The following is a 20,722-nucleotide window of genomic DNA, read 5'->3' as shown; positions in this document are numbered from 1 at the left end:
CGGCATCGATTAATCCTAATCGAAGTTTGTTGCGTTGCGTACCAGAAGGGTAACACTCAATGTCCGGTATCGTTCTCTCCTCATCGGTTCGTCAGAACCTGCTCTCCCTCCAGTCCACCGCTGATCTTCTCGCCACCACGCAGAGCCGTCTGTCGACCGGCAAGAGCGTCAACTCGGCCCTGGACAATCCGACCAACTTCTTCACCGCACAGTCGCTCGACAACCGCGCCAGCGACATCAACAACCTGCTCGATGGCATTGCCAACGGCGTGCAGGTGCTGCAGGCCGCCAACACCGGCATCACCTCGCTGCAGAAGCTGATCGACAGCGCGAAGTCGATCGCCAACCAAGCGCTGCAGACCACCGTCGGTTATTCCTCCAAGTCCAACGTCTCGACCACGATCTCGGGCGCGACGGCTTCGGACCTGCGTGGTACCACCAGCTTCACGAGCGCGAGCGCGCTGAGCAGCGTATTGTACGACGGTACAGCTGGCGGTACGCACGCTGCTGGTTCGGGCATCACGCTGGGCGGCGTTGTCGGCACCGATACTGGCACCGTCATCAATGCGGCGACGACTGCTGCCAAGCTTCTGAACGGTGCGGCTGCTGGCGATGCCAACGCTGGCGTTGCGGCAGGTGACACGCTCACCGTCAACGGCAAGACCGTCACGTTTGTTGCCGGCGACCAGCCGGCCACGGTGCCGGCGGGTCTCACTCAGGTTGCCGCCTCTGCCGGCGTCACGACCGGCAACGTCTACACGGATGCCAGCGGCAATGTGTCGGTCTATCTCGGCTCCACCACGAAGGCCTCGATCGGCGACGTGTTGACGGCCGTCGATCTGGCGAGCGGGGTGCAGAGCAACGTTGCCGGCACTTTGACGCTCAACGCAGGCCAGACCGCATCATCCGTGAACGGCAGCGGTGCGCTTCTCTTGAAGAGCACGACAGGTTCTGATCTGAGCGTGACCGGCAAGGCCGACATTCTGAAGGCCCTTGGCCTGACCTCGGCGACCGGCGCAGGCAACGTCACGGCCACGGCGACCCGCACTACGAGCTCGGCGACCTTGTCGTCATTCGTTTCGTCGGGTTCGACCCTGAACGTCGATGGCCATGTCATCACGTTCAAGGATGCGCCGACGCCGGCTGCGGCTTCGCTTCCCTCGACGCAGGGCGTGTCCGGCAACGTCGTCACCGACGGCAGCGGCAACTCGACGGTCTATCTGCAGAGTGCGACGATTGCCGACGTGCTGAAGGCTGTCGACTTTGCCACGGGCGTGCAGACCTTCACGCTGAACGGCAGTGGCGGTGGTGCGCTTGCAACGGCAACGGGCCAGACCAACTCGTCGATCAACGCCTCCGGCCAGCTCAAGATCTCGACCGGCGTAAACGCCGACCTGTCGATCACCGGCACCGGCAATGCACTGCAGTCCCTGGGCCTCGCCGGCAACACCGGCACGTCCTCGGCGTTCACGGCGGCCCGTACTTCCGGCACCGGCGGCATCAACGGCAAGACCCTGACCTTCAGCTCGTTCAACGGCGGCACGGCGGTCAATGTCACCTTCGGCGACGGCACCAACGGCACGGTCAAGACGCTCGATCAGCTCAACACGCAGCTCCAGGCCAACAACCTGTCTGCGACGATCGACGCCAACGGCCTGCTCACGATCACGGCGACCAACGACTATGCGTCCTCGACGCTTGGGTCGTCGGCTGCCGGTGGTGCAATCGGCGGAACGCTGACCACTGCGTTGACGTTCTCGACCGCTTCCGCGCCTACGGCAGACGCGGTTGCCCAGACCGCCCGTTCGAACCTGGTCAACCAGTACAACAACATCCTGAACCAGATCGACTCGACCTCGCAGGACTCCTCGTTCAACGGCGTCAACCTGCTCAACGGCGACCAGCTCAAGCTGGTGTTCGACGAGACCGGCAAGTCGAGCCTCAACATCACCGGCGTGACCTACAACTCCAAGGGTCTCGGCCTCGCGGCGTTGACCAGCGGCGTCGACTTCATCGACAACTCCGCGACCAACAAGGTGCTGACCAATTTGAACTCGGCGTCCAGCACGCTGCGCTCGGAGGCCTCGGCGCTCGGTTCGAACCTGACCATCGTGCAGGTGCGTCAGGACTTCAACAAGAACCTGATCAACGTGCTGCAGACCGGCTCGTCCAACCTGACCTTGGCCGACACCAACGTCGAAGCGGCCAACAGCCAGGCGCTGTCGACCCGCCAGTCGATTGCGGTCTCCGCGCTGTCGCTGGCCAACCAGTCGCAGCAGAGCGTGCTGCAGCTGCTCCGCTAATAAGCGGACAACATCGCAAGCAGAACAGGGCGGCGGGGCTTCGGCTCCGCCGCTTTCTTTTTTGCGAGCGTTCTAGGGGCCCTGATGAAGTTCCGAAAAGTAACCCGCGGTTATGGTTAATGGAGCGTAAGCACGAAAAATCGCCAGTAGATTCAGTCGGATTTCAGGGCGCGCCAACGCCTCCATTCGGTTTATGGTGAGCCTGCGCTTATGCAGACCACACCCGTTTCACCCTTTGTTAGCCATGTCCGCGCAGGCTGTGCGCGTCACTCGATCCGAAGCGATCGAACGAAGACGCGTAAACCAGAAGGGTAAGAGTTATGTCCGGTATTGTTCTCTCTGCGTCGGTTCGCCAGAACCTGCTGTCTCTCCAGTCCACCGCCGACCTCCTCGCCACCACACAGAACCGTCTGTCGACCGGCAAGAGCGTCAACTCGGCCCTGGACAATCCCACCAACTTCTTCACCGCGCAGTCGCTCGACAACCGCGCCAGCGACATCAACAATCTGCTCGACGGTATCGCGAACGGCGTGCAGGTGCTGCAGGCTGCCAACACCGGCCTGACCTCGCTGCAGAAGCTGATCGACAGCGCCAAGTCGATCGCCAACCAGGCGCTGCAGACCACCGTCGGCTATTCCTCCAAGTCGAGCGTCTCGACCACGATCGCCGGCGCGACGTCATCTGATCTGCGCGGCACCACGAGCTTCGCCAGCGCAGTCGCGAACAGCAACGTGCTGTACAGCGGTGCTGCGGGTGGTGTGACCGCCGCGACGTCCGGCGCCACGCTGGGCGGCATTCCAGGGACCGATACCGGAACGGTCATCAACGCTGCGACGACTGCTGCCAAGCTTTTGAATGGCGCGGCCGCGGGCGATGCCAACGCTGGCGTTGCGGCAGGTGACACGCTCACCGTCAATGGCAAGACCGTCACATTCGTTGCGGGCGATCAGCCTACAACGGTGCCTACCGGTCTCACTCAGGTTGCCGCCTCTGCCGGCGTCACGACCGGCAACGTCTACACAGATGCCAGCGGCAACGTGTCGATCTATCTCGGCTCCACGACGAAGGCCTCGATCGGCGACGTGCTGACGGCGGTCGATTTGGCGAGCGGCGTGCAGAGCAACGTTGCCGGTACCCTCACCGGCAATGCGGGCCAGACTCCCTCGTCGGTCAACGGCAGCGGCGCGCTCGTGTTGAAGAGCACGACTGGTTCCGACCTGACCCTGACCGGAAAGGCCGACATCCTGAAGGCTCTTGGCCTGACCTCCGCCACCGGTGCCGGCAGCGTCACGACCACGGCTTCCCGCACCACGAGCTCGACGACGGTGTCCTCGCTCGTCTCGTCGGGTTCGACGCTGAACGTCGATGGCCATGTCATCACCTTCAAGGACGCGCCGACACCGTCCGCTGCTTCGCTGGCCGCCACCCAGGGCGTGTCCGGCAACGTTGTCACCGACGGCAATGGCAACTCGACCGTCTATCTGCAGAGCGGTACGATTGCCGACGTGCTGAAGGCCATCGACTTCGCCACGGGCGTGCAGACCTTCACGCTCAACGGCAGCGGTAGCGGCACGCTCGCGACGGCCGCCGGCCAGACGGCTTCGTCGATCAACACCTCCGGCCAGCTCAAGATCTCGACTGGCGTCAATGCCGACCTCTCGATCACCGGTACCGGCAATGCCCTGTCGGTGTTTGGTCTGGCCGGCAACACCGGAACGGCCTCGGCGTTCACCGCGGCCCGCACCTCCGGAATCGGCGGCCTCGCTGGCAAAACCCTGACCTTCACTGCCTTCAACGGCGGCACGGCGGTCAACGTCACCTTCGGCGACGGCACCAACGGCACGGTCAAGACACTCGATCAGCTCAACTCGCAGCTCCAAGCCAATAACCTGGCTGCGACCATCGACGCCAACGGTCAGCTTACCATCACCGCGTCCAACGACTACGCGTCTTCGACGATTGGCTCGACGGCAGCTGGCGGTGCGATCGGCGGAACGTTGACGACCGCGCTGACCTTCACGACGGCCTCCACTCCGGTGCAGGACGTCGTGGCCCAGTCGACCCGCGCTAACCTGGTCTCGCAGTACAACAACATCCTGAACCAGATCGACACCACCTCGGTCGACTCCTCGTTCAACGGTGTCAACCTGCTCAACGGCGACCAGCTCAAGCTGGTGTTCGACGAAACCGGCAAGTCGAACCTCAACATCACCGGCGTGACCTACAACTCCAAGGGCCTCGGCCTGGCGTCGCTGACCGTCGGTCTCGACTTCATCGACAACGCCGCGACCAACAGGGTGCTGACCAATCTGAACTCGGCCTCGAGCACGCTGCGTTCGGAAGCCTCGGCGCTCGGTTCGAACCTCTCGGTCGTGCAGATCCGTCAGGACTTCAACAAGAACCTGATCAACGTGCTGCAGACCGGCTCGTCGAACCTGACGCTGGCCGACACCAACGTCGAGGCGGCCAACAGCCAGGCGCTGTCGACCCGCCAGTCGATCGCGGTCTCCGCGCTGTCGCTGGCCAACACCTCGCAGCAGAGCGTGCTCCAGCTGCTCCGCTAATAAGTGGCTGAAATAACAAGAAAAGTTGGAGCGGCGGGGCTTCGGCCCCGCCGTTTTCTTTTTGGCGCGAGGCCCGTGGAAAACCGGGGAGGGGGCGCTAACCGCGCATTAACCCTGTCTCTTAAGTGGCCGTTAACCATACTTTAAAGGACAGGCCCTAAGACTGGACGAAAGCCCGCTTCCAGACCCGCGTGGCCGATTCGTATCCGGTTCAAGAGGAAGACCTGCCAATGTCCAACATCGTTCTCTCGGCGTCCGTTCGCCAGAACCTGTTGTCGCTGCAGTCGACGGCCGACTTGCTGGCCACGACGCAGGAGCGGCTGTCGACCGGCAAGAAGGTCAACACGGCGCTCGACAATCCCACCAACTTCTTCACGGCGCAGGGGTTGGACAACCGGGCGAGCGACATCAGCAACCTGCTCGACGGCATCAACAACGGTGTGCAGGTGCTCCAGGCCGCCAACACCGGCATCACCTCGCTGCAGAAGCTGATCGACAGCGCGAAATCGATCGCCAACCAGGCGCTGCAGACCACGGTCGGCTACTCCACGAAATCGAACGTCTCGACCACCATTCCCGGCGCGTCGCCGGCCGATCTGCGCGGCACGACTTCCTATGCGAGCGCGACCGCCAACAGCAACGTGCTCTATACCGGTGCGCCCGGCGGCGTGACGCCGGTCACGTCGGGCGCCTCGCTCGGCGCGTCGCTCGGATCGACCGCGGGCACCTTGACCGGCGTGGCCGCCAAGGCTGCGGACGGCGCCACCGCACTTGTCGGCACCGACACGCTGATCGGGGCTACCGCCGCGACCACGTTCGCATCGTCGCCGGCAGATGGCGACTCGATCACCGTGAACGGCAAGACGGTCACTTTCCGCACCGGTGCCGCACCTTCGGCGCAGCCGACCGGATGGGGACTCGACCCGAGCGGCCATATCGCCACCGATGGCAGTGGCAATTCGATCGTCTACATGGGGACGACCGGCGCTCCCACGGCTACGGTCAACGACCTCCTCACGGCGGTCGACCTCGCGAGCGGCGTCAAGAGCGCTGCAATCAGCGCAGGAGCGGCGACCATAACCGTGAGCGGTACGACCGTCGGTACGCTCCAGACTGCATCGTCCATTGCAGGCACCGGCGTGGTGACGCTGAAGAGCTCGACCGGCGCGGATCTCGACATTACGGGCAAGGCCGACTTCCTCAAGGCTCTCGGCGTGACCTCGGCGACAGGCGCCGGCAATGCCAGCGTCAGCGCGGACCGGTCCACCACCGCAGGTTCGCTCGGCACCCTCGTTCAGGACGGCTCGACACTCAACATCGACGGCCACACCATTACCTTCAAAAACGCCCAGACGCCGCAATCGGCAACGAGCGTGACCTCCGGTGGCGTCAACGGCAACATCGTTACTGACGGCAACGGCAACTCGACTGTCTATCTCCAGAGCGCGACGCTGACCGACTTGCTCAATTCGATCGACCTCGCCACCGGCGTGAAGACCGCCAGCATCTTCCTTGGTGCCGCGACGCTCTCGACAACCGCAGGCCAGATCCCGTCGTCGGTCAATACCAGCGGCCAGCTGGCGCTTTCGACCGGCGTCAACGCCGACCTTTCGATCACCGGCACCGGCAATGCGCTCGCCGCATTCGGTCTCAGCGGCAACACCGGGACGGCGACGGCCTTCAGCGCGGCGCGCACCTCCGGCGTCGGCGGCGTCAGCGGCAAGACGCTCACCTTCAGCTCGTTCAACGGCGGCACGCCGGTGAACGTCACCTTCGGCGACGGTACCAACGGCACGGTCAAGACGCTGGACCAGCTCAACGTGCAGCTTCAGGCCAACCACCTGACGGCGACGATCGACGCCAACGGCGTACTCACGGTGACCACCGTCAACGAATACGCCTCTTCGACGCTCGGTTCGACGGTCGCGGGCGGCGCGGTCGGTGGTACGCTCACCAGCGTGCTCGCCTTCACCACCGCACAGCCCCCGATCCAGGATCCCGTCGCGCAGACGGCGCGCTCCGGCCTGGTCAGCCAGTTCAACAACATCCTGGCGCAGATCGACACGACGTCGCAGGACTCCTCCTTCAACGGCGTTAACCTGCTGAACGGCGACACGCTGAAGCTGGTCTTCAACGAGACCGGCAGCTCCACGCTCGGCATCAACGGCGTGGTCTTCAACGCAGCGGGTCTCGGCCTCAGCAATCTCGTTCCGGGCACGGACTTCATCGACAACGGCGCCACCAACAAGGTGCTGAGCAGCCTCAATGCGGCCTCGAGCACGCTGCGCTCGGAAGGTTCCGCGCTGGGTTCGAATCTCTCGATCGTGCAGGTGCGCCAGGACTTCTCGAAGAACCTGATCAACGTGCTGCAGACCGGCTCGTCCAACTTGACACTCGCCGACACCAACGAGGAAGCGGCCAACAGCCAGGCGCTGTCGACCCGCCAGTCGATCGCGGTCTCCGCACTGTCGCTGGCCAACCAATCGCAGCAGAGCGTACTCCAGCTGCTCCGCTAATCTCGCAGCGCAAGATACTGAATCGGAATATCGCGGCGGGGCTCATGCTCCGCCGTTTTCATTGAGATCGGTAAGGCAGGATTAGCCGAGATTGATGCGCATCATGGAAGCGTGTTTACAGCATGCATCCGCGCATCTAGCTTCACGACGAAGGACTCCGGGCCCGTATTTATCCGGAGCCCTTCCAAGCACTCACGTAAGCAAATCTTAAGCGGTGCTGCCTAGGGTCGGGAAAGAAATCCTTAAGCGCGTTCAACGGGCTAGGTAACCTCCAGGGTGTGATTGATGTCGAATTCCGCTGCCTCGGCCTACGCGCGTGTTGCAACGACCACCGCATCTCCTCGCGACATCGAAGCGCAGACCCTGCTCAAGGCCGCGAACAAGCTTCAGGATGCGATCAACAGCGCCGAGCCGTTCAGCGAGCAGACCACGCAGGCCCTGATGTTCAATCGCAAGCTCTGGACGATTTTCCTGAGCGAGGCCATGCGCGAGAACAATCCGCAGCCGATCGACGTCCGGCAGAAGATCGCCAACATCAGCGTGTTCGTGCTGAGCCAGACCGCCGCACTGCAGATGAGCCCGCAGTTCGATCACTTCCGTCCGCTGATCGAGATCAACCGCAATATCGCCGCCGGTCTGTCCGGCCGTCCGTGATCGAGCGCGGCTCGTTCCTTCAACACCAAATTATGCTGACGAATACCGACAAGACGCAGATCAGGAACGTCGTCACCGGTCCCGCGACCGGTTCGAGCGATCTCGATGTTGGCGTTGCGACGCTCGACGCCTGATTGTCAGGCGCTGCGGTCCGTGCTGGCCGGACGCGAGGGCTCGGATTTCAAATCCTGCGCATGGAAATAGGCCCGCCGGCGCAGCATTGCTTCGTCGGGGAACTGGTTGACCACCGCGTCGGTCCTGTCGTTGACGACCTGGAAGACGAACGACGCCGCCGCCTGGTCGAACACGACCTGGCGTGAGACGTTCTCGTTGCTTCGCAAATCATTGCGTGGAGGCGCGCTCGCCTCGCCAGCGGCCACTGTCTGGCTCACGGGCAGATCGGTTTGCACGGCCTCGTTCGCCGCCGCATTCGACGTCGTTACGATCTGCACGGCAACCGGTATCCCCACCGGCCTGATGCTGAAATCTGTACTCATGGCAGCCTCCTGGTTGCCTCACGTGAGTCAAATCCCAACCCCTCTCAATACGCAACCATGGAACACCGGGATTGAACATCCGGTAAGGAAACGTGCCTAACCGCGCGACGATGTTGCCGCGCGGTTTTTCGTAAAATTGTCGCTTGTTGTTGCGCGCGCTCAGAGCGAGCGGCTGACCGCGAGCGGCGTGATGTGGCGCGGGCCCGGCGTGGCGCGTCGTCCCGCGGCCGTATAGGTATTCGGCACGTTGCGCTTCTGGATCTCGGCGTTGACGCCGCGCACGACGCTCTCCGAGACGGCGTGAGCGGTTGCGAGCACGGTGAGGTTGACCTGGAGCATCGCGCGGAATGCATCGTGGTGCCGTTGAAGCGTCGAGAGCAGCTCGGGCGCGGATTTGGCGAGCTGGGCCTGGTTCGCCTTCAACTGGGTGACGGCGCCGACATAGTTTCGCGACAGCTCCTGCTTCTTGCTCTCGAGGGTCATCGCCTCGCGGACTTGGCCGGCGCGCACCAGCTCGGTCTCGCGCTCGATCAGACCGAGCAGGGCACTCATCGCATCCATCAACTGCTCGGCGATCTTGCGCGCCTCGGCGCTGCCGGGAGCGGTGTTCGGGCGCTGCGCTTGCACCGGCTGACGCGAGGTGTTGAAGTGGTTCATCTCGTTTGACCTTATGCCGTGCGGATCGTTTTTGCCTGCTGCATGATCAGGGTGCGATAGACGTCGGTGGCGATGCCGACGCCGCCGGCGTTGGCGAAGTTCTTGGAATATTGCTCGGTCAGCATCGAGCGCCACACGCCGGTGCCAGGGGTGTCGCCGAACGGGCCTTCGCCCTTCAGGCCCGAGGTCATCTGCGAGAACATGCTGTTGAGGAACATCGCCTCGAAGTCGGTGGCGATCTTCTGCGCTTTGGCCTGCTGCTTCGGCGAGACCTTTTGTAATGCCGCGGCGAGATCGAAGTCCGGCCGGCCCTTGCGGCTCTCTACCGAGAAGGCGGAGCTGGCGAGCCGTGCGGTGTTGACCATGCCGGTCTGCATCACATCACCTCGATGTCGGCTTCGATCGCACCGGCGGCCTTGATCGCCTGCAGGATGCTGATGAGATCGCGCGGGCCGATGCCGAGACCGTTAAGGCCGTCGACGAGCTGCTGAAGCGAGACGCCGTCCTTGACGACGGCGAACTTCTTGCCGTCCTCGGTGACGCTGACGCTGCTGCGTGGTGCGACCACGGTCCGCCCCCGTGACAGCGGGTTGGGCTGGCTGACCTGCGGGCTCTCGGAGATGGTGACGGTGAGGTTGCCCTGTGCGACCGCAACCGTGGCGACGCGGACGTCGCGACCCATCACGATGATGCCGCTGCGTTCGTCGATGATGATCTTGGCGGCGAGATCCGGATCGACCTGGAGCTGCTCGATCTCGGTGAGAAAGGCGACGACGTTACCCTTGAACTCCGGCGGGATCGCAAGCTGCACGGTCGATGGGTCGATCGGCTCGGCGGTCTTGACGCCGAGATAGTCGTTGATCGCAGCGGCGATCCGCTTGGCCGTGGTGAAGTCGGCATTGCGCAGCGCAAGCCGGACGTTCGGCAGACGATTGAGCGCAAATTCGATCTCGCGCTCGATGATGGCACCGTTGACAATGCGTCCGACGGTCGGCACGCCACGCACGATTTTCGCCGCCTCGCCCTCGGCCTGGAAGCCGGAGATCGCGAGCGAGCCCTGTGCGACCGAATAGACGTTGCCGTCGGCGCCGAGGAGTGGGGTGACGAGCAGGGTGCCGCCCTGGAGATTCTTGGCGTCGCCGAGCGCGGAGACGGTGACGTCCATGCGCGTGCCCTGGGTGGCGAAGGCCGGCAGATTGCCTGTCACCATCACGGCGGCGACGTTGCCGGTGCGGATGGTGGCGCCGCGGATGTTGACGCCCATGCGCTCGAGCATCGCTTGCAGCGACTGCTTGGTGAAGGGGATGTTGTTGAGGGTATCGCCGGTGCCGTTGAGGCCGACGACGAGCCCGTAGCCGATGAGCTGGTTCTGCCGCACGCCTTCGATGTTGGCGAGATCCTTGATGCGCGATGTCGCGCTTGCAGAATTGACCGAGAGCGCCAGCGCTGACAGCGCGGCGCAGGCCACCCCCACAAGTCTCACCCAACGAACGCTTGGCATCCTCTGCTCCCCGAGGCTCCTCAAATCAAAGGACCATCACGACACTCCCATGACGAGCTGGTCCGACGCTGTCCTTGCGAGCACTGTGCCAAGTCGGGGCAGCGGGGGTAGGTCGCTGAATAGGTTGAATAAATCTGTTTCGAGCGACCTCAGCCTGCGTTGTCCCTGAGGAGCGAAACTGCCGCCTGTCGGCAGATTTTGCCGGGCTGTTTACGGGCCGTTAACCATAAAACGGCGAATGTGGCGCATCGATCACCCGGATTGCTTCCGATGCGCATCTACGGACCGAACGGCACCACGCTTGGAACGCCGGCCAGCCAGGCCAGGCGGACGAGCTCCAGCACCTTCGTGCTACCCGACACCTCGTCGGCGCCGGAGACGCGAGGCGCCGCCGCACCGAAGGCGGCCGCCAACATCGACGGGCTGCTGGCGCTGCAAGGCATCGAGGAGGATCCGGTCGAACGTCGCAAGCGCTCGGTCGTGCGCGGAAAGACCGCGCTCGACGTGCTCGACGATCTCAAGATGGGGCTCCTCTCCGGCAAGCTTGATGCCTCGACCGTGATGCGGCTGCGTGACGCTGCGACGAACCTTAAATCGTCCTCCGGCGATTCCGGCCTGGATTCGGTGCTGTCCGAGATCGAGCTGCGCGTCGAGGTCGAGCTCGCCAAGGCCGGGCAGGCGTAGCGTCTTTACGCCGCTTCATCCTTCAACTGCGCGTCATAGCGGCGCTGGGCGGCGAGCACGTCCTTTAGATTCTGTTCGGCCCAATCGCGCAGCGGATCGACGGCGGCGGCGAGCGTCACGCCGAGCTGCGTGATCGAATATTCCACGGTCACCGGCACGGTTGCGATGGCGTGACGCTTGATCAATCCGTCGCGCTCGAGCGACTTGAGAACCTGGCTCAGCATCTTCTGCGAAATGCCTTCGATCGTGCGGCGCAATTGATTGAAGCGCATCGGATCCTCGCGCAGCAGCAGCAGGATCAGCACCGCCCATTTGTCACCGACGCGGTCGAGGATCTGTCGCGTGGGGCAGTTCGCTGCATAGACGTCTGGCTTCATCGTCGGGTCCTCACGATCCATTCGCTCATTGCCGGCCGCCGCCGGTTACTCCTGCGTAATCAGGTAAGCACAAAGTGCTCTCTTAACACCAGCGCTCTTTGCGATATCTAGTCACCGTTGGTTACTACAGAAGCAAAGGAGCCTTCCATGAAAATCGCAGTTGCCGGCGCCTCGGGCCGGGCCGGGTCGGAGATCACCAAGGAACTGTCCCGCCGCGGCCACGCGGTTACGGCGATCGCCCGCAACCCGGAGAAGATCTCGGTCCTGCCGAACGTCACGCCGACCAAGGGGGATGTGCTTGACCAGCCAGCGCTTGCCAAGCTGTGGGCCGGGCACGACGTCGCCGTGAGTTCCGTGCACTTCCTGGCCAGCGACGCGCTCAAGCTGATCGGCGCGGCCAAGGACTCCAAGGTCGGCCGTTACCTCGTCGTCGGCGGGGCCGGCAGTCTGGAGGTCGCTCCGGGCGTCAAGCTGGTGACAACTCCCGGTTTTCCGGCTCAGTACAAGGCTGAGGCGGAGGCGGGTTCAGCCTTTCTCGACCTGCTGCGGCAGGAAAAGGAGCTGAACTGGACCTTCATCTCGCCGTCGGCCCTGTTCATCGAGGGAGAGCGCACCGGCAAATTCCGGCTTGGGACGGATCAGCTTCTCGCAGATGCGAACGGGAAGAGCTGGATCAGCTTCGCGGATTACGCCATCGCGCTCGCCGACGAGATCGAGCGGCCGGCCCATGAGAGGCAGCGTTTCACGGTCGGCTACTAGGCCGTCGGCCGCTCCCGGGCCCTCCAGGATAAACCTTCCTGTGCAAGGGCTTGGGGGCGCCGGTCGGGCGATCAGGGAAACATTGTCTGTCACAGGAGGCCGCTATATAACGCCCCGCTCAGCGGACCCCGTTCCGTGTACGAGTCGTTGCTTAGACAGATAGGCCGCAATTGGAAAAGTTGAAAAACTACCGACCGACCGAAAAAGAGCCTTTCATGAACGAGAGGCAGAAGGAGTACTTCCGCCTGAAGCTCCTCGCCTGGAAGGATGAGATCCTCAAAGAGTCCAAGCTCACCCTGCAAGCCCTGCAGGAGGAGAATGTGAACCACCCCGATCTCGCCGATCGGGCATCGTCCGAAACCGACCGCGCTATCGAACTCCGTGCCCGCGACCGCCAGCGCAAGTTGATCGCCAAGATCGACGCCGCGCTCCAGCGTATCGAGGACAACACCTACGGCTATTGCGAGGACACCGGCGAGCCGATCTCGTTGAAGCGGCTCGAGGCCCGTCCCATCGCGACGCTTTCGGTGGAGGCGCAGGAGCGCCACGAGAAACGCGAGAAGGTCTATCGCGACGAATAGAGCCGAGCCGCAGCAATGCGGCTCTTTGTTTTTTGAACGCAAGGTGCGCCTTTTCGCGCCGTGATCAGCATTTTGCTTGTCGCTTGCGCGCGCGTTTCGGCGCGCGGGCGCAATCGCGAAAAGTGAATCGCAATCAATGAGCTAGACTCAACTCCTCCGAGCTCACGTGAGTTCGGATGAGAAACAGCCTTCACTTCAGGTGCGACAGGTTTTGCGAGTCGCATCAAGGACATCGACTCGAATGCTGAGGCGCTGATCCAGCAGCTTCACACATTGCTGCAATCAGGCCTGTTGCGACGCTACAAGGCGTGCATCCCCATAAAGCCCGGACCAGCTCAATATTTCCTTAAACGCCGGCGCCGCCCGTGAGGCTTGCCATGATGTGGACGATCAGCGTCCGCAGCTCATCCAGCTTGGGCTGTCATGACGTGCTGCCGCGCGGCGCCCTGCGCTTGTCACGCCCCGGCGGGGATGCTGAAGTGCCGCCCTCGATTGTGGTGTGTAGGAGTCGGCGCTGATGGACAGAATTCTCGCAGCCGCAAAGGCGATCGCGCTGGCGCGCCGCAACCATGCGCCGCTCGCGGCGCTCGAAGTTCCTCCGGCCGATGAAGCCGAGGGCTATCAGGTCCAGCGGGCGCTGCACGATCTGCTGCTGCCGCATGCCGGCCCGCTGGTCGGTTACAAGATCGGCTGCACCAGCCAGGTGATGCAGGATTACATCGGGATTCCACACCCATGCGGCGGCGGCGTGTTCCAGAAAGGCGTGCACGACAGCGGCGTGCAGCTCGCGGCTGCCGACTATGTCCGCGTCGGCGTCGAATGCGAGATCGCGGTGCGGCTGAAGCGCAATCTCGCCGCCGGCGAGGCGCCGTTCACGGCCGAATGGGTCGGCGAAGCCGTCGAGGCCTATCATCCCGCGATCGAGATCGTCGACGACCGCTATGTGAAGTGGGAAACGATGGGCGCGCCGACGTTGATCGCCGACGATTTCTTCGCCGCCGGCTGCGTGTTGGGCGAGATCGTGCCGCGCTCGTCGGTGCCGGACCTGAAGGCCGTCAAAGGCCGCGCCATCGTCAACGGTGAAGAGGTCAGCCACGGCACCGGCGCCGACGTGCTCGGCCATCCCCACAACGCACTCGCCTGGCTCGCCAACCATCTCGCCGCCGAGGGCAAGGGCCTTCACGCGGGACAGCTCGTGCTGACGGGGAGCCTGGTCAAGACGCTGTGGCTGAAGGCCGGCGACAAGGTGCGGATGGAGCTGGACGGGCTGGGCGTGGTGGAGGCGGAGTTTACGTAGGCTCTGCGGGCACCGCGTCGTCATTCCCCGCGAAGGCGGGGAATCCAGTACGCCGCGGCTTCTCGGTTCATCGCTGACGTCTCGAAATACTGGATCGCCCGCCTTCGCGGGCGATGACAGTCGAGGGGGCGGCGAGGGGATAGCGGCGTCGCTACAATCGCGCGTCGCTGAGCGCTGTATGCAGCCATCGCCAAAATACATGCGGCCCTCGCCAGGGGAGCTAGCGAGGGCCGCGTCGTACATCGTCGTCCGCGCCTAGGTTCGCGAACACGATGTGGGAGCTCGGGAGAAGCTAGAAGGGCAGCAGCACGTCCATGACTTGCTGGCCGTAGCGCGGTTGCTGCACGTCCATGATCTGGCCGCGGCCGCCGTAGGCGATGCGGGCCTGCGCGATCTTGGTGGAATCGATGGTGTTGTCGCTCTGGATGTCTTCGGGACGGACGATGCCGGCGACGATGAGTTCGCGGATTTCGTAGTTGACGCGGATCTCCTGCTTGCCCTCGACCACGAGGTTGCCGTTCGGCAGGACCTGGGTGACGACCGCCGCGACGTTGGTCTGCAACGCTTCCTTGCGGTCCACGCTTCCTTTGCCCTCGCTGGACGCGGTCGAGTCGGCGGTGAGGATGCGGCCGGGCAACACCTTCTGCGCTTGGGCCCCCAATGTCTTGGCGCCGATGAAGTCGGTGATACCGGAATCTTCCTTATTGGTGCGGCTGCGCTGGGTGTCGTTTTCGATATTCGCCTTGTCGGTGATGTTCACGGCCACCGTCAGGATGTCGCCGACCTGATGGGCGCGCTGGTCCTTGAAGAAGGCCCGGCTGCCGCTGCGCCACAGCGAGTTCGGATTGTAGGAGGCGACCTCAGGCTTCGGCATCGGCATCTGCACCGGCTTGTAGCCGGGCTGCGTCGTCGGATTGTCGATCGCCGACAATTTCGGCTGCTCGCCGATCTGCGACAGACGGTCGATCGAGGAGCAGCCGCTCGCCAGCGCGCACGTCGCCAGCAGCAGGGCAGAGATCGCGATGCGACGGGGACGAAAAGCCGAACTGAACGTGGACATGACTTACTCTGACTTGGCTGGAGCTTGCGAGACGCGAACTTGCGGGATCTGGGCTTGCGCGATCTGGGCCGGGGATGCCGGGGTCTGGACCAGATTCCGGACGAGGGCTGCGGTATCGACGGGGGCGGGCGCCTCGTCGCGCTTGAGCGAGGAGGTCTGCTCGACCGCAGCCGGCATCGGCGCGGCCTGGCTGGCGCCCTGGACCGTCACCTGGCCGCGGCCGGTGACGACGCCGCTCAGCGTGCGCTTGGTCTGCAGGTTGAGCACGCTGATGGTATCGCCCTCGGCGCCGCTCTCGATCGCCTTGCCGCGCGTGGTGAGATAGATTCCGGGAACCTGGTAGATGACGGTGACGTTCTGGTCGCGCTGCACGAAGTCGGGCTTGACGATGTCGGCGACGCGGATCGGCGTCCCCGCCCGCATCGGCCGGCGGAGCTGCATGCCGAGCGTGCGGTCGCGCGAGGCGGCCTCACCGGTGACCTCGGCCTTCGGCCGCCGCTCCATAGCGACGTCGGAGGCCTTCAGGAGATCGACGCGGTCGATGTCGCGCGTCAGCACGGCCACTTCCACCGTTTCGATCGCGGTGCCGGTGAAACGCAGCTTGGTCGGTGCCGGATTGTTGTCGTTGTTGATCTCGAAGGCGATGTCGAAACGCCCGCTGCGGGCGTCGTAGCGGGTTGCCACCGGCTGCAGCACGCCGGTGTTGGAGGCATCCAACCGCATGTCGGCGATGCCGCGGTCGAACGTGACGGTGATGTTGGCGGCATCGCCAAGTCCAAAGCGGCGCTCGAGCGCCGAGGCGACCGCGGTCTCGAGGTCCTTGTTCACGAGCGTGCGGGCGAGACGGGTGACCTGGACCTCCTTGATGTCGCCGGTCATCACGCCGATCACCTGCTTTGCGCGCAACACCGCCAGCACGTGGGCGACCGGCAGCGCACCGGTGGTGCCGAGATCGGGCGAGCGGTAGACCGGGATCAGCGCGGCCGAGCCGGCATTGTCGATGAGATCGCCGACCCGCACCACGTCCGAGGTCACGGTGATGCTCGCGCGCAGCGTCGGCGTCGCGATGAAGTCGTCGGCGGCCCGTGCGGGCAGCGCCAGCACGAGGAGAGCGGAGATCGTGGCGAGGGTGGTGCGCATCATCGTCATCACCTCAGCGGAACAACGCCGTGGTCGACTGCATCATCTGGTCGGCGGCGCTGATCACCTTGGCGTTCATCTCGTAGGCGCGCTGGGCGGCGATCAGGTCGCTCATCTCCGAGACGACGTCGACATTGGCCTGCTCGAGGCTGCTCTGGGTGATGTTGCCGAAACCTTCGGAGCTCGCGGTGCCGTCCTGCGGCGGGCCGGAGGAAGGCGTCTCGGTGAACTGATTGTTGCCGACCGGCTGGAGGCCCGCCTTGTTGATGAATCGGGTCAGGCCGATCTGGCCCTGGACGGCCGAGGTCGAGGAACCCGGCAGCGTCACCGAGACCTGGCCCTGCACGTTGATGGTGAGGCCCGAGGCGTTGTTGGGGATCGTGATCGTCGGTTGCACCGGGTTGCCCTGCGCCGTGACGATGCGCCCCTGATTGTCCATCTGGAAGGTGCCGTCGCGGGTGTACTGGTAGCTGCCGTCGGGCATCAGGATCTTGAAGAAGCCTTCGCCCGTGATGGCCATGTCGAGGTCGTTGCCGGTCTGCGACAGCGTGCCCTGGGTCATGCTGCGCGGCGTGCCGACGGTCTTGACGCCGCCGCCGATGTCGACGCCGACCGGCAGGATGGTGCCCTGGTCGGACGACTGGGCGCCGACGCGGCGGACGTGTTCGTAAATCAGATCCTGGAACGCCGCGGTCTGCTTCTTGAAGCCGGTGGTGCGCAGGTTGGCGATGTTGTTGGAGATCACCTGAACGTTGAGTTCCTGTGCCGCCATTCCGGTTGCTGCGGTGTGAAGCGCCTGCATGTCAGTTCTCCCTCAATCAGGCCGGAACGTCGGCGAGCTTCTCGATCGCCGACTTGTGCATGTCACTCTGCTGCTGGAGCAGGTTGGCGATGGCGGTGTAGCTGCGCATGACTTCGACCATGCGGCTCATCTCACCGACCGAGTTCACATTCGACTTCTCGACATAGCCCTGCTGCACGGTCGACTTGGTGTCGGCCTGCGGGACCGCGGAGCCGATGTCATAAAGGTTGGCGCCCAGTTTGGTCAGCTTGGCCGGATCGTCGAACGAGGCCATGCGGATCTTGCCGCGGATCGAATCGTTCTTGGCCGTGCCCTCGAGCACCGTGACGGTGCCGTCCGGCGCGACGTTGATGTCGTGGTCGGTCGGCTGGAAGGTGATCGGGCCGGCGGTGCCCAGCACGAGGTTGCCGTCGAAGGTGACGAGCTGGCCGGTGCTGTTGAGCGAGAATTTGCCGTCGCGGGTGTAGCGCTCGGCGCCATTGGCCTGCACGGCGAAATAGGCGTTGCCGCTGATCGCCATGTCGAGCGGATTCTTGGTCGGCTCCATCGGCCCCTGGCCGACGTCGCGGAAGGTGCCGCGGTCCTGCACATAGGAGACCCGGCGGTCGGAGCCGACGAAATTGTCCTCACGCGCGTTCGAGTTGAGGTACTCCTCGAACAGCGAATGATCGGCCTTGAAGCCGTTGGTGTTGGCGTTGGCGACGTTGTTGGCGATGACATCCATCTGCCGTTCCAACGTCATCTGTCGTGACAAGCCGATCAGAAGCGCGTTCTGCATCGGAAATCTCCCCTGAGTGAGATCTGCCAGCTCGCTCTCCCAAGCGCATTGGCCGATCCCGTGAACGAGACCTCGGGTTCTCCCAAACCTTGGGTCTCGGTCCTTTCTCAGCGAAACTCGTGCCAGGCGGGAAAATTATGTACTTTCAATACCTTATCTGTTTTTCGAGGATGCGGGGAGGCGGCAGAAAGGGTCTGTTAGCCATGTTTGCCCGGCAGATTTTTCCTAGCGAAGGCCCAATCGAAAGGTTCCGTTAACCATTATTACCGTAGCGTTTGCGGGTAAGAGGAGCACTGCGCTGGGGCATTTGTATCGCGTCACTGTCTGCGAGGAGCTTCGCTCTTTCGACCCCTTTGAGAGATGAGCGAGCGCGGCGATCATGGCAGAGAATGAAGCGGAAGGCGGCGCAGCCGCCGACGGCGCGGAAGCCGCTCCGCCCAAGAACAAGTTCAAGCTGATGATCATGGTGGTGGGCCTGCTCGCCGTTCTCGGCGGCGGCGCCGCGACCTGGTTCTTCTTTTTCCGTCACGGCGACGACGAGCATCACGCCGAGGCGGCGCCTCCGCCGAAGCCGCCGTCTTTCGTCGAGGTTCCCGACATCATGGTCAACCTCGCCGGCGCGCCGGGCGAGCGCGTGCAATATCTGAAGCTCAAGATCGTGCTGGAGCTGAAGGAAGAGAAGCAGGTCGAGGCGATCAAGCCGACGATGCCGCGCATCACCGACATCTTCCAGACCTATGCGCGTGAGCTGCGCTCCTCCGACCTCAACGGTTCCGCCGGCATCTTCCGCCTCAAGGAAGAGCTGACCAAGCGCGTCAACGCCGCGGTCGCTCCGGTCCAGGTCAGCGCGGTGCTGTTCAAGGAAGTCGTGATCCAGTGAGCATGACGGGCTAGGGATCATGGCAGGCACCGACCAACCAGACCAGGATGCAATTGCCGCCCAATGGGAGGCCTCGCTCGATTCCGAGGATCCCGCTGAGGCCGCGAAGGCTGCTGCCGAAAACGAACTATCCGAGACCATGGCCCTGCAATGGGCGGCCATGGTCGAGGATGGCAGCCGCGATCTCGGCGCCGGCAAGAATTCCGGCGAACGCGTGCTGTCGCAGGAGGAGATCGACAACCTCCTCGGATTCGCGGTCGGCGACGTCACGCTCGACGACCATTCCGGCATTCGCGCCATCATCGATTCGGCGATGGTCTCCTACGAGCGTCTGCCGATGCTCGAAATCGTCTTCGACCGCCTGGTGCGGTTGCTGACGACGTCCTTACGCAATTTCACCTCCGACAACGTCGAAGTCTCGCTCGACCGCATCACCTCGGTGCGCTTCGGCGACTATATGAACTCGATCCCGCTGCCCGCCGTCCTCACCGTCTTCAAGGCCGAAGAGTGGGACAATTTCGGCATGGCCGTGGTCGATTCCAGCCTGATCTACTCGATGATCGACGTGCTGCTCGGCGGCCGCCGCGGCTCGAGCCAGCTGCGCATCGAGGGCCGGCCCTACACCACGATCGAGACAGAGTTGGTCAAGCGGCTGGTCGAAGTCGTCATGGCCGATGCCGAACAGGCGTTCCGGCCGCTGTCGCCGGTGACCTTCACCATCGACCGGCTCGAGACCAACCCGCGTTTCGCCGCGATCAGCCGTCCTGCCAACGCAGCGATCCTGGTGCGGCTGCGCATCGACATGGAAGATCGCGGCGGCAACATCGAGCTGTTGCTGCCTTACGCGACCATCGAGCCGATCCGGGGCGTCCTGCTCCAGATGTTCATGGGCGAAAAGTTCGGCCGCGACCAGATCTGGGAAGGCCACTTCGCCACCGAGATCGTCCAGGCCGAGATCTCCGTCGACGCCGTGCTCTACGAAGCCGACATTCCGCTCAAGCAACTGATGCGGCTGAAGGTCGGGGACACGCTGCCGCTGGACATGCGCGCGGATGCCAGCGTCACCGTTCGCTGCGGCGACGTCACCATCACCGAAGGACGCATGGGCCGGGTCGGCGACCGCGTCGCGATACGGGTGACGAAACCCTTGCGCAAGCCAAGTACGACACTTGCGATGTTCGAAAAGGTCGACGAGCAGAACAAGATGATGGAGGCCCCATGAACCACTCCCTGGGAATGGCGATCGAGACGCTGGTGGCTATCCTGCTGATGCTGACCATCGTCTACTGCGTCACGCTCAACAAGCGACTGACGCGGCTGAAGGCGGACGAGCATTCGCTGAAGGCGGTCATCGGCGAGCTGATCACCGCAACCGAGATCGCCGAGCGCGCGATCGGCGGGCTGAAGCTCGCCGTGCGCGACGTCAACGAGAACCTCGGCAGCCAGCTTGCGGCGGCGACCCAGATGTCCGAGCAGCTCTACAAGCAGCTCGGCGAAGCCGACAACGTGGTGCGGCGCCTGTCCAAGATCGCAATCGCTGCGCGCCCCGTGACGAACCCGGAAACGGTCGCCGCGCCCGCAGCCAAGCCTTCATCGGCGAAGGCGGTGGCGGCTGCGGCCGAAGCCTTCTCCGAGCGCCGACGATCCAACGGTCTTGCGGCATAAAGTCAGG

Annotated in this window: 20 protein-coding genes; 11 read left to right on the top strand and 9 right to left on the bottom strand. The window is 63.8% G+C overall.

Translation table 11 applies throughout. The features are described from left to right. Positions 1–59 precede the first annotated feature (59 nt). From IVB19_RS24400 to flaF, 4 genes are all read left to right on the top strand, one after another. On the top strand, positions 60–2,303 hold the full coding sequence (locus tag IVB19_RS24400; RefSeq protein ID WP_247361799.1) for a DUF1522 domain-containing protein: 2,244 nt from the start codon (positions 60–62) through the stop codon (positions 2,301–2,303). Positions 2,304–2,623: 320 nt separating this feature from the next. Next, positions 2,624–4,867, top strand: a complete 2,244-nt coding sequence (locus IVB19_RS24395) for a DUF1522 domain-containing protein (protein ID WP_018456436.1) — start codon at positions 2,624–2,626, stop codon at positions 4,865–4,867. A 230-nt stretch (positions 4,868–5,097) separates the two neighbouring features. Continuing rightward, complete coding sequence (locus IVB19_RS24390) at positions 5,098–7,383, top strand: DUF1522 domain-containing protein (protein ID WP_018456435.1); 2,286 nt, start codon at positions 5,098–5,100, stop codon at positions 7,381–7,383. 285 nt (positions 7,384–7,668) lie between these two features. After that, positions 7,669–8,037 carry a flagellar biosynthesis regulator FlaF gene (flaF, locus tag IVB19_RS24385; RefSeq protein WP_007612319.1) on the top strand — a complete coding sequence of 123 codons (369 nt, stop codon included), beginning with the start codon at positions 7,669–7,671 and terminating at the stop codon, positions 8,035–8,037. A 137-nt stretch (positions 8,038–8,174) separates the two neighbouring features. On the opposite strand, the gene IVB19_RS24380 is transcribed toward flaF, so the two are convergent. From IVB19_RS24380 to IVB19_RS24365, 4 genes are all read right to left on the bottom strand, one after another. After that, positions 8,175–8,534: a hypothetical protein gene (locus tag IVB19_RS24380; protein WP_026233177.1), complete on the bottom strand. Its 360-nt coding sequence runs from the start codon at positions 8,532–8,534 to the stop codon at positions 8,175–8,177. Positions 8,535–8,693: 159 nt separating this feature from the next. Next, positions 8,694–9,191: a hypothetical protein gene (locus IVB19_RS24375; RefSeq protein ID WP_247361803.1), complete on the bottom strand. Its 498-nt coding sequence runs from the start codon at positions 9,189–9,191 to the stop codon at positions 8,694–8,696. Between the two features lie 11 nt (positions 9,192–9,202). After that, positions 9,203–9,568, bottom strand: a complete 366-nt coding sequence (gene flgJ / locus IVB19_RS24370; RefSeq protein WP_247361805.1) for a flagellar assembly peptidoglycan hydrolase FlgJ — start codon at positions 9,566–9,568, stop codon at positions 9,203–9,205. Further along, positions 9,568–10,692 (bottom strand): flagellar basal body P-ring protein FlgI, encoded by a 1,125-nt coding sequence (locus tag IVB19_RS24365; RefSeq protein WP_026233176.1) that lies wholly within the window; start codon positions 10,690–10,692, stop codon positions 9,568–9,570. The genes flgJ and IVB19_RS24365 overlap by 1 nt, the downstream gene beginning before the upstream one ends. A 270-nt stretch (positions 10,693–10,962) precedes the next feature. Here IVB19_RS24365 and IVB19_RS24360 point away from each other — a divergent pair, with 270 nt between their 5' ends. Beyond that, complete coding sequence (locus IVB19_RS24360) at positions 10,963–11,376, top strand: flagellar assembly protein FliX (RefSeq protein ID WP_018456429.1); 414 nt, start codon at positions 10,963–10,965, stop codon at positions 11,374–11,376. Positions 11,377–11,381: 5 nt separating this feature from the next. On the opposite strand, the gene IVB19_RS24355 is transcribed toward IVB19_RS24360, so the two are convergent. After that, positions 11,382–11,753, bottom strand: coding sequence for a winged helix-turn-helix transcriptional regulator (locus tag IVB19_RS24355; protein ID WP_026233175.1), 372 nt, complete (start codon positions 11,751–11,753; stop codon positions 11,382–11,384). Positions 11,754–11,900: 147 nt separating this feature from the next. Here IVB19_RS24355 and IVB19_RS24350 point away from each other — a divergent pair, with 147 nt between their 5' ends. The 3 genes from IVB19_RS24350 (at position 11,901) to IVB19_RS24340 (ending at position 14,390) form a co-directional block, all read left to right on the top strand. Further along, a complete protein-coding gene (locus IVB19_RS24350) occupies positions 11,901–12,512 on the top strand; it encodes an NAD(P)-dependent oxidoreductase (RefSeq protein ID WP_018456427.1) in 612 nt (203 codons plus the stop codon). Between the two features lie 215 nt (positions 12,513–12,727). After that, positions 12,728–13,093: an RNA polymerase-binding protein DksA gene (dksA, locus tag IVB19_RS24345; RefSeq protein WP_018456426.1), complete on the top strand. Its 366-nt coding sequence runs from the start codon at positions 12,728–12,730 to the stop codon at positions 13,091–13,093. Between the two features lie 517 nt (positions 13,094–13,610). Beyond that, entirely contained in the window at positions 13,611–14,390 is a 780-nt protein-coding gene (locus tag IVB19_RS24340; protein WP_018456425.1) for a 2-keto-4-pentenoate hydratase, read from the top strand. A gap of 292 nt (positions 14,391–14,682) precedes the next feature. Here the strand turns inward: IVB19_RS24340 and flgH are convergent, their stop codons facing one another. From flgH to flgF, 4 genes are read right to left on the bottom strand one after another with little or no spacing between them, the layout of a single operon-like run. After that, entirely contained in the window at positions 14,683–15,450 is a 768-nt protein-coding gene (flgH, locus tag IVB19_RS24335) for a flagellar basal body L-ring protein FlgH (protein ID WP_018456424.1), read from the bottom strand. 3 nt (positions 15,451–15,453) lie between these two features. Then, positions 15,454–16,593, bottom strand: coding sequence for a flagellar basal body P-ring formation chaperone FlgA (gene flgA / locus IVB19_RS24330; protein WP_026233173.1), 1,140 nt, complete (start codon positions 16,591–16,593; stop codon positions 15,454–15,456). 10 nt (positions 16,594–16,603) lie between these two features. Continuing rightward, a complete protein-coding gene (flgG, locus tag IVB19_RS24325) occupies positions 16,604–17,392 on the bottom strand; it encodes a flagellar basal-body rod protein FlgG (RefSeq protein WP_007602131.1) in 789 nt (262 codons plus the stop codon). A 16-nt stretch (positions 17,393–17,408) separates the two neighbouring features. Next, positions 17,409–18,170 carry a flagellar basal-body rod protein FlgF gene (gene flgF, locus IVB19_RS24320; protein ID WP_018456422.1) on the bottom strand — a complete coding sequence of 254 codons (762 nt, stop codon included), beginning with the start codon at positions 18,168–18,170 and terminating at the stop codon, positions 17,409–17,411. Positions 18,171–18,549: 379 nt separating this feature from the next. On the opposite strand from flgF, the gene fliL reads away from it, so the two are divergent. The 3 genes from fliL to IVB19_RS24305 are packed head-to-tail and all read left to right on the top strand — an operon-like array spanning position 18,550 to position 20,715. Continuing rightward, complete coding sequence (gene fliL / locus IVB19_RS24315) at positions 18,550–19,050, top strand: flagellar basal body-associated protein FliL (RefSeq protein ID WP_018456421.1); 501 nt, start codon at positions 18,550–18,552, stop codon at positions 19,048–19,050. A gap of 19 nt (positions 19,051–19,069) precedes the next feature. Then, positions 19,070–20,272, top strand: a complete 1,203-nt coding sequence (gene fliM / locus IVB19_RS24310; RefSeq protein WP_018456420.1) for a flagellar motor switch protein FliM — start codon at positions 19,070–19,072, stop codon at positions 20,270–20,272. Next, positions 20,269–20,715, top strand: a complete 447-nt coding sequence (locus IVB19_RS24305; protein ID WP_026233172.1) for a DUF6468 domain-containing protein — start codon at positions 20,269–20,271, stop codon at positions 20,713–20,715. The genes fliM and IVB19_RS24305 overlap by 4 nt, the downstream gene beginning before the upstream one ends. Positions 20,716–20,722 lie beyond the last annotated feature (7 nt).

Source organism: Bradyrhizobium sp. 187 (genome assembly GCF_023101005.1).
Lineage (GTDB): Bacteria > Pseudomonadota > Alphaproteobacteria > Rhizobiales > Xanthobacteraceae > Bradyrhizobium > Bradyrhizobium canariense_D.
Note: the sequence above shows the minus strand (reverse complement) of the source record. Positions and strands in the feature narration are given on the sequence as shown.

Excerpts from the sequence above, each read along its gene's own strand:
- IVB19_RS24400 (WP_247361799.1), top strand. The coding sequence starts at position 60 with ATGTCCGGTATCGTTCTCTCCTCATCGGTTCGTCAGAACCTGCTCTCC.
- IVB19_RS24395 (WP_018456436.1), top strand. The coding sequence starts at position 2,624 with ATGTCCGGTATTGTTCTCTCTGCGTCGGTTCGCCAGAACCTGCTGTCT.
- IVB19_RS24390 (WP_018456435.1), top strand. The coding sequence starts at position 5,098 with ATGTCCAACATCGTTCTCTCGGCGTCCGTTCGCCAGAACCTGTTGTCG.
- flaF (WP_007612319.1), top strand. The coding sequence starts at position 7,669 with ATGTCGAATTCCGCTGCCTCGGCCTACGCGCGTGTTGCAACGACCACC.
- IVB19_RS24380 (WP_026233177.1), bottom strand. The coding sequence starts at position 8,534 with ATGAGTACAGATTTCAGCATCAGGCCGGTGGGGATACCGGTTGCCGTG.
- IVB19_RS24375 (WP_247361803.1), bottom strand. The coding sequence starts at position 9,191 with ATGAACCACTTCAACACCTCGCGTCAGCCGGTGCAAGCGCAGCGCCCG.
- flgJ (WP_247361805.1), bottom strand. The coding sequence starts at position 9,568 with ATGCAGACCGGCATGGTCAACACCGCACGGCTCGCCAGCTCCGCCTTC.
- IVB19_RS24365 (WP_026233176.1), bottom strand. The coding sequence starts at position 10,692 with ATGCCAAGCGTTCGTTGGGTGAGACTTGTGGGGGTGGCCTGCGCCGCG.
- IVB19_RS24360 (WP_018456429.1), top strand. The coding sequence starts at position 10,963 with ATGCGCATCTACGGACCGAACGGCACCACGCTTGGAACGCCGGCCAGC.
- IVB19_RS24355 (WP_026233175.1), bottom strand. The coding sequence starts at position 11,753 with ATGAAGCCAGACGTCTATGCAGCGAACTGCCCCACGCGACAGATCCTC.
- IVB19_RS24350 (WP_018456427.1), top strand. The coding sequence starts at position 11,901 with ATGAAAATCGCAGTTGCCGGCGCCTCGGGCCGGGCCGGGTCGGAGATC.
- dksA (WP_018456426.1), top strand. The coding sequence starts at position 12,728 with ATGAACGAGAGGCAGAAGGAGTACTTCCGCCTGAAGCTCCTCGCCTGG.
- IVB19_RS24340 (WP_018456425.1), top strand. The coding sequence starts at position 13,611 with ATGGACAGAATTCTCGCAGCCGCAAAGGCGATCGCGCTGGCGCGCCGC.
- flgH (WP_018456424.1), bottom strand. The coding sequence starts at position 15,450 with ATGTCCACGTTCAGTTCGGCTTTTCGTCCCCGTCGCATCGCGATCTCT.
- flgA (WP_026233173.1), bottom strand. The coding sequence starts at position 16,593 with ATGATGCGCACCACCCTCGCCACGATCTCCGCTCTCCTCGTGCTGGCG.
- flgG (WP_007602131.1), bottom strand. The coding sequence starts at position 17,392 with ATGCAGGCGCTTCACACCGCAGCAACCGGAATGGCGGCACAGGAACTC.
- flgF (WP_018456422.1), bottom strand. The coding sequence starts at position 18,170 with ATGCAGAACGCGCTTCTGATCGGCTTGTCACGACAGATGACGTTGGAA.
- fliL (WP_018456421.1), top strand. The coding sequence starts at position 18,550 with ATGGCAGAGAATGAAGCGGAAGGCGGCGCAGCCGCCGACGGCGCGGAA.
- fliM (WP_018456420.1), top strand. The coding sequence starts at position 19,070 with ATGGCAGGCACCGACCAACCAGACCAGGATGCAATTGCCGCCCAATGG.
- IVB19_RS24305 (WP_026233172.1), top strand. The coding sequence starts at position 20,269 with ATGAACCACTCCCTGGGAATGGCGATCGAGACGCTGGTGGCTATCCTG.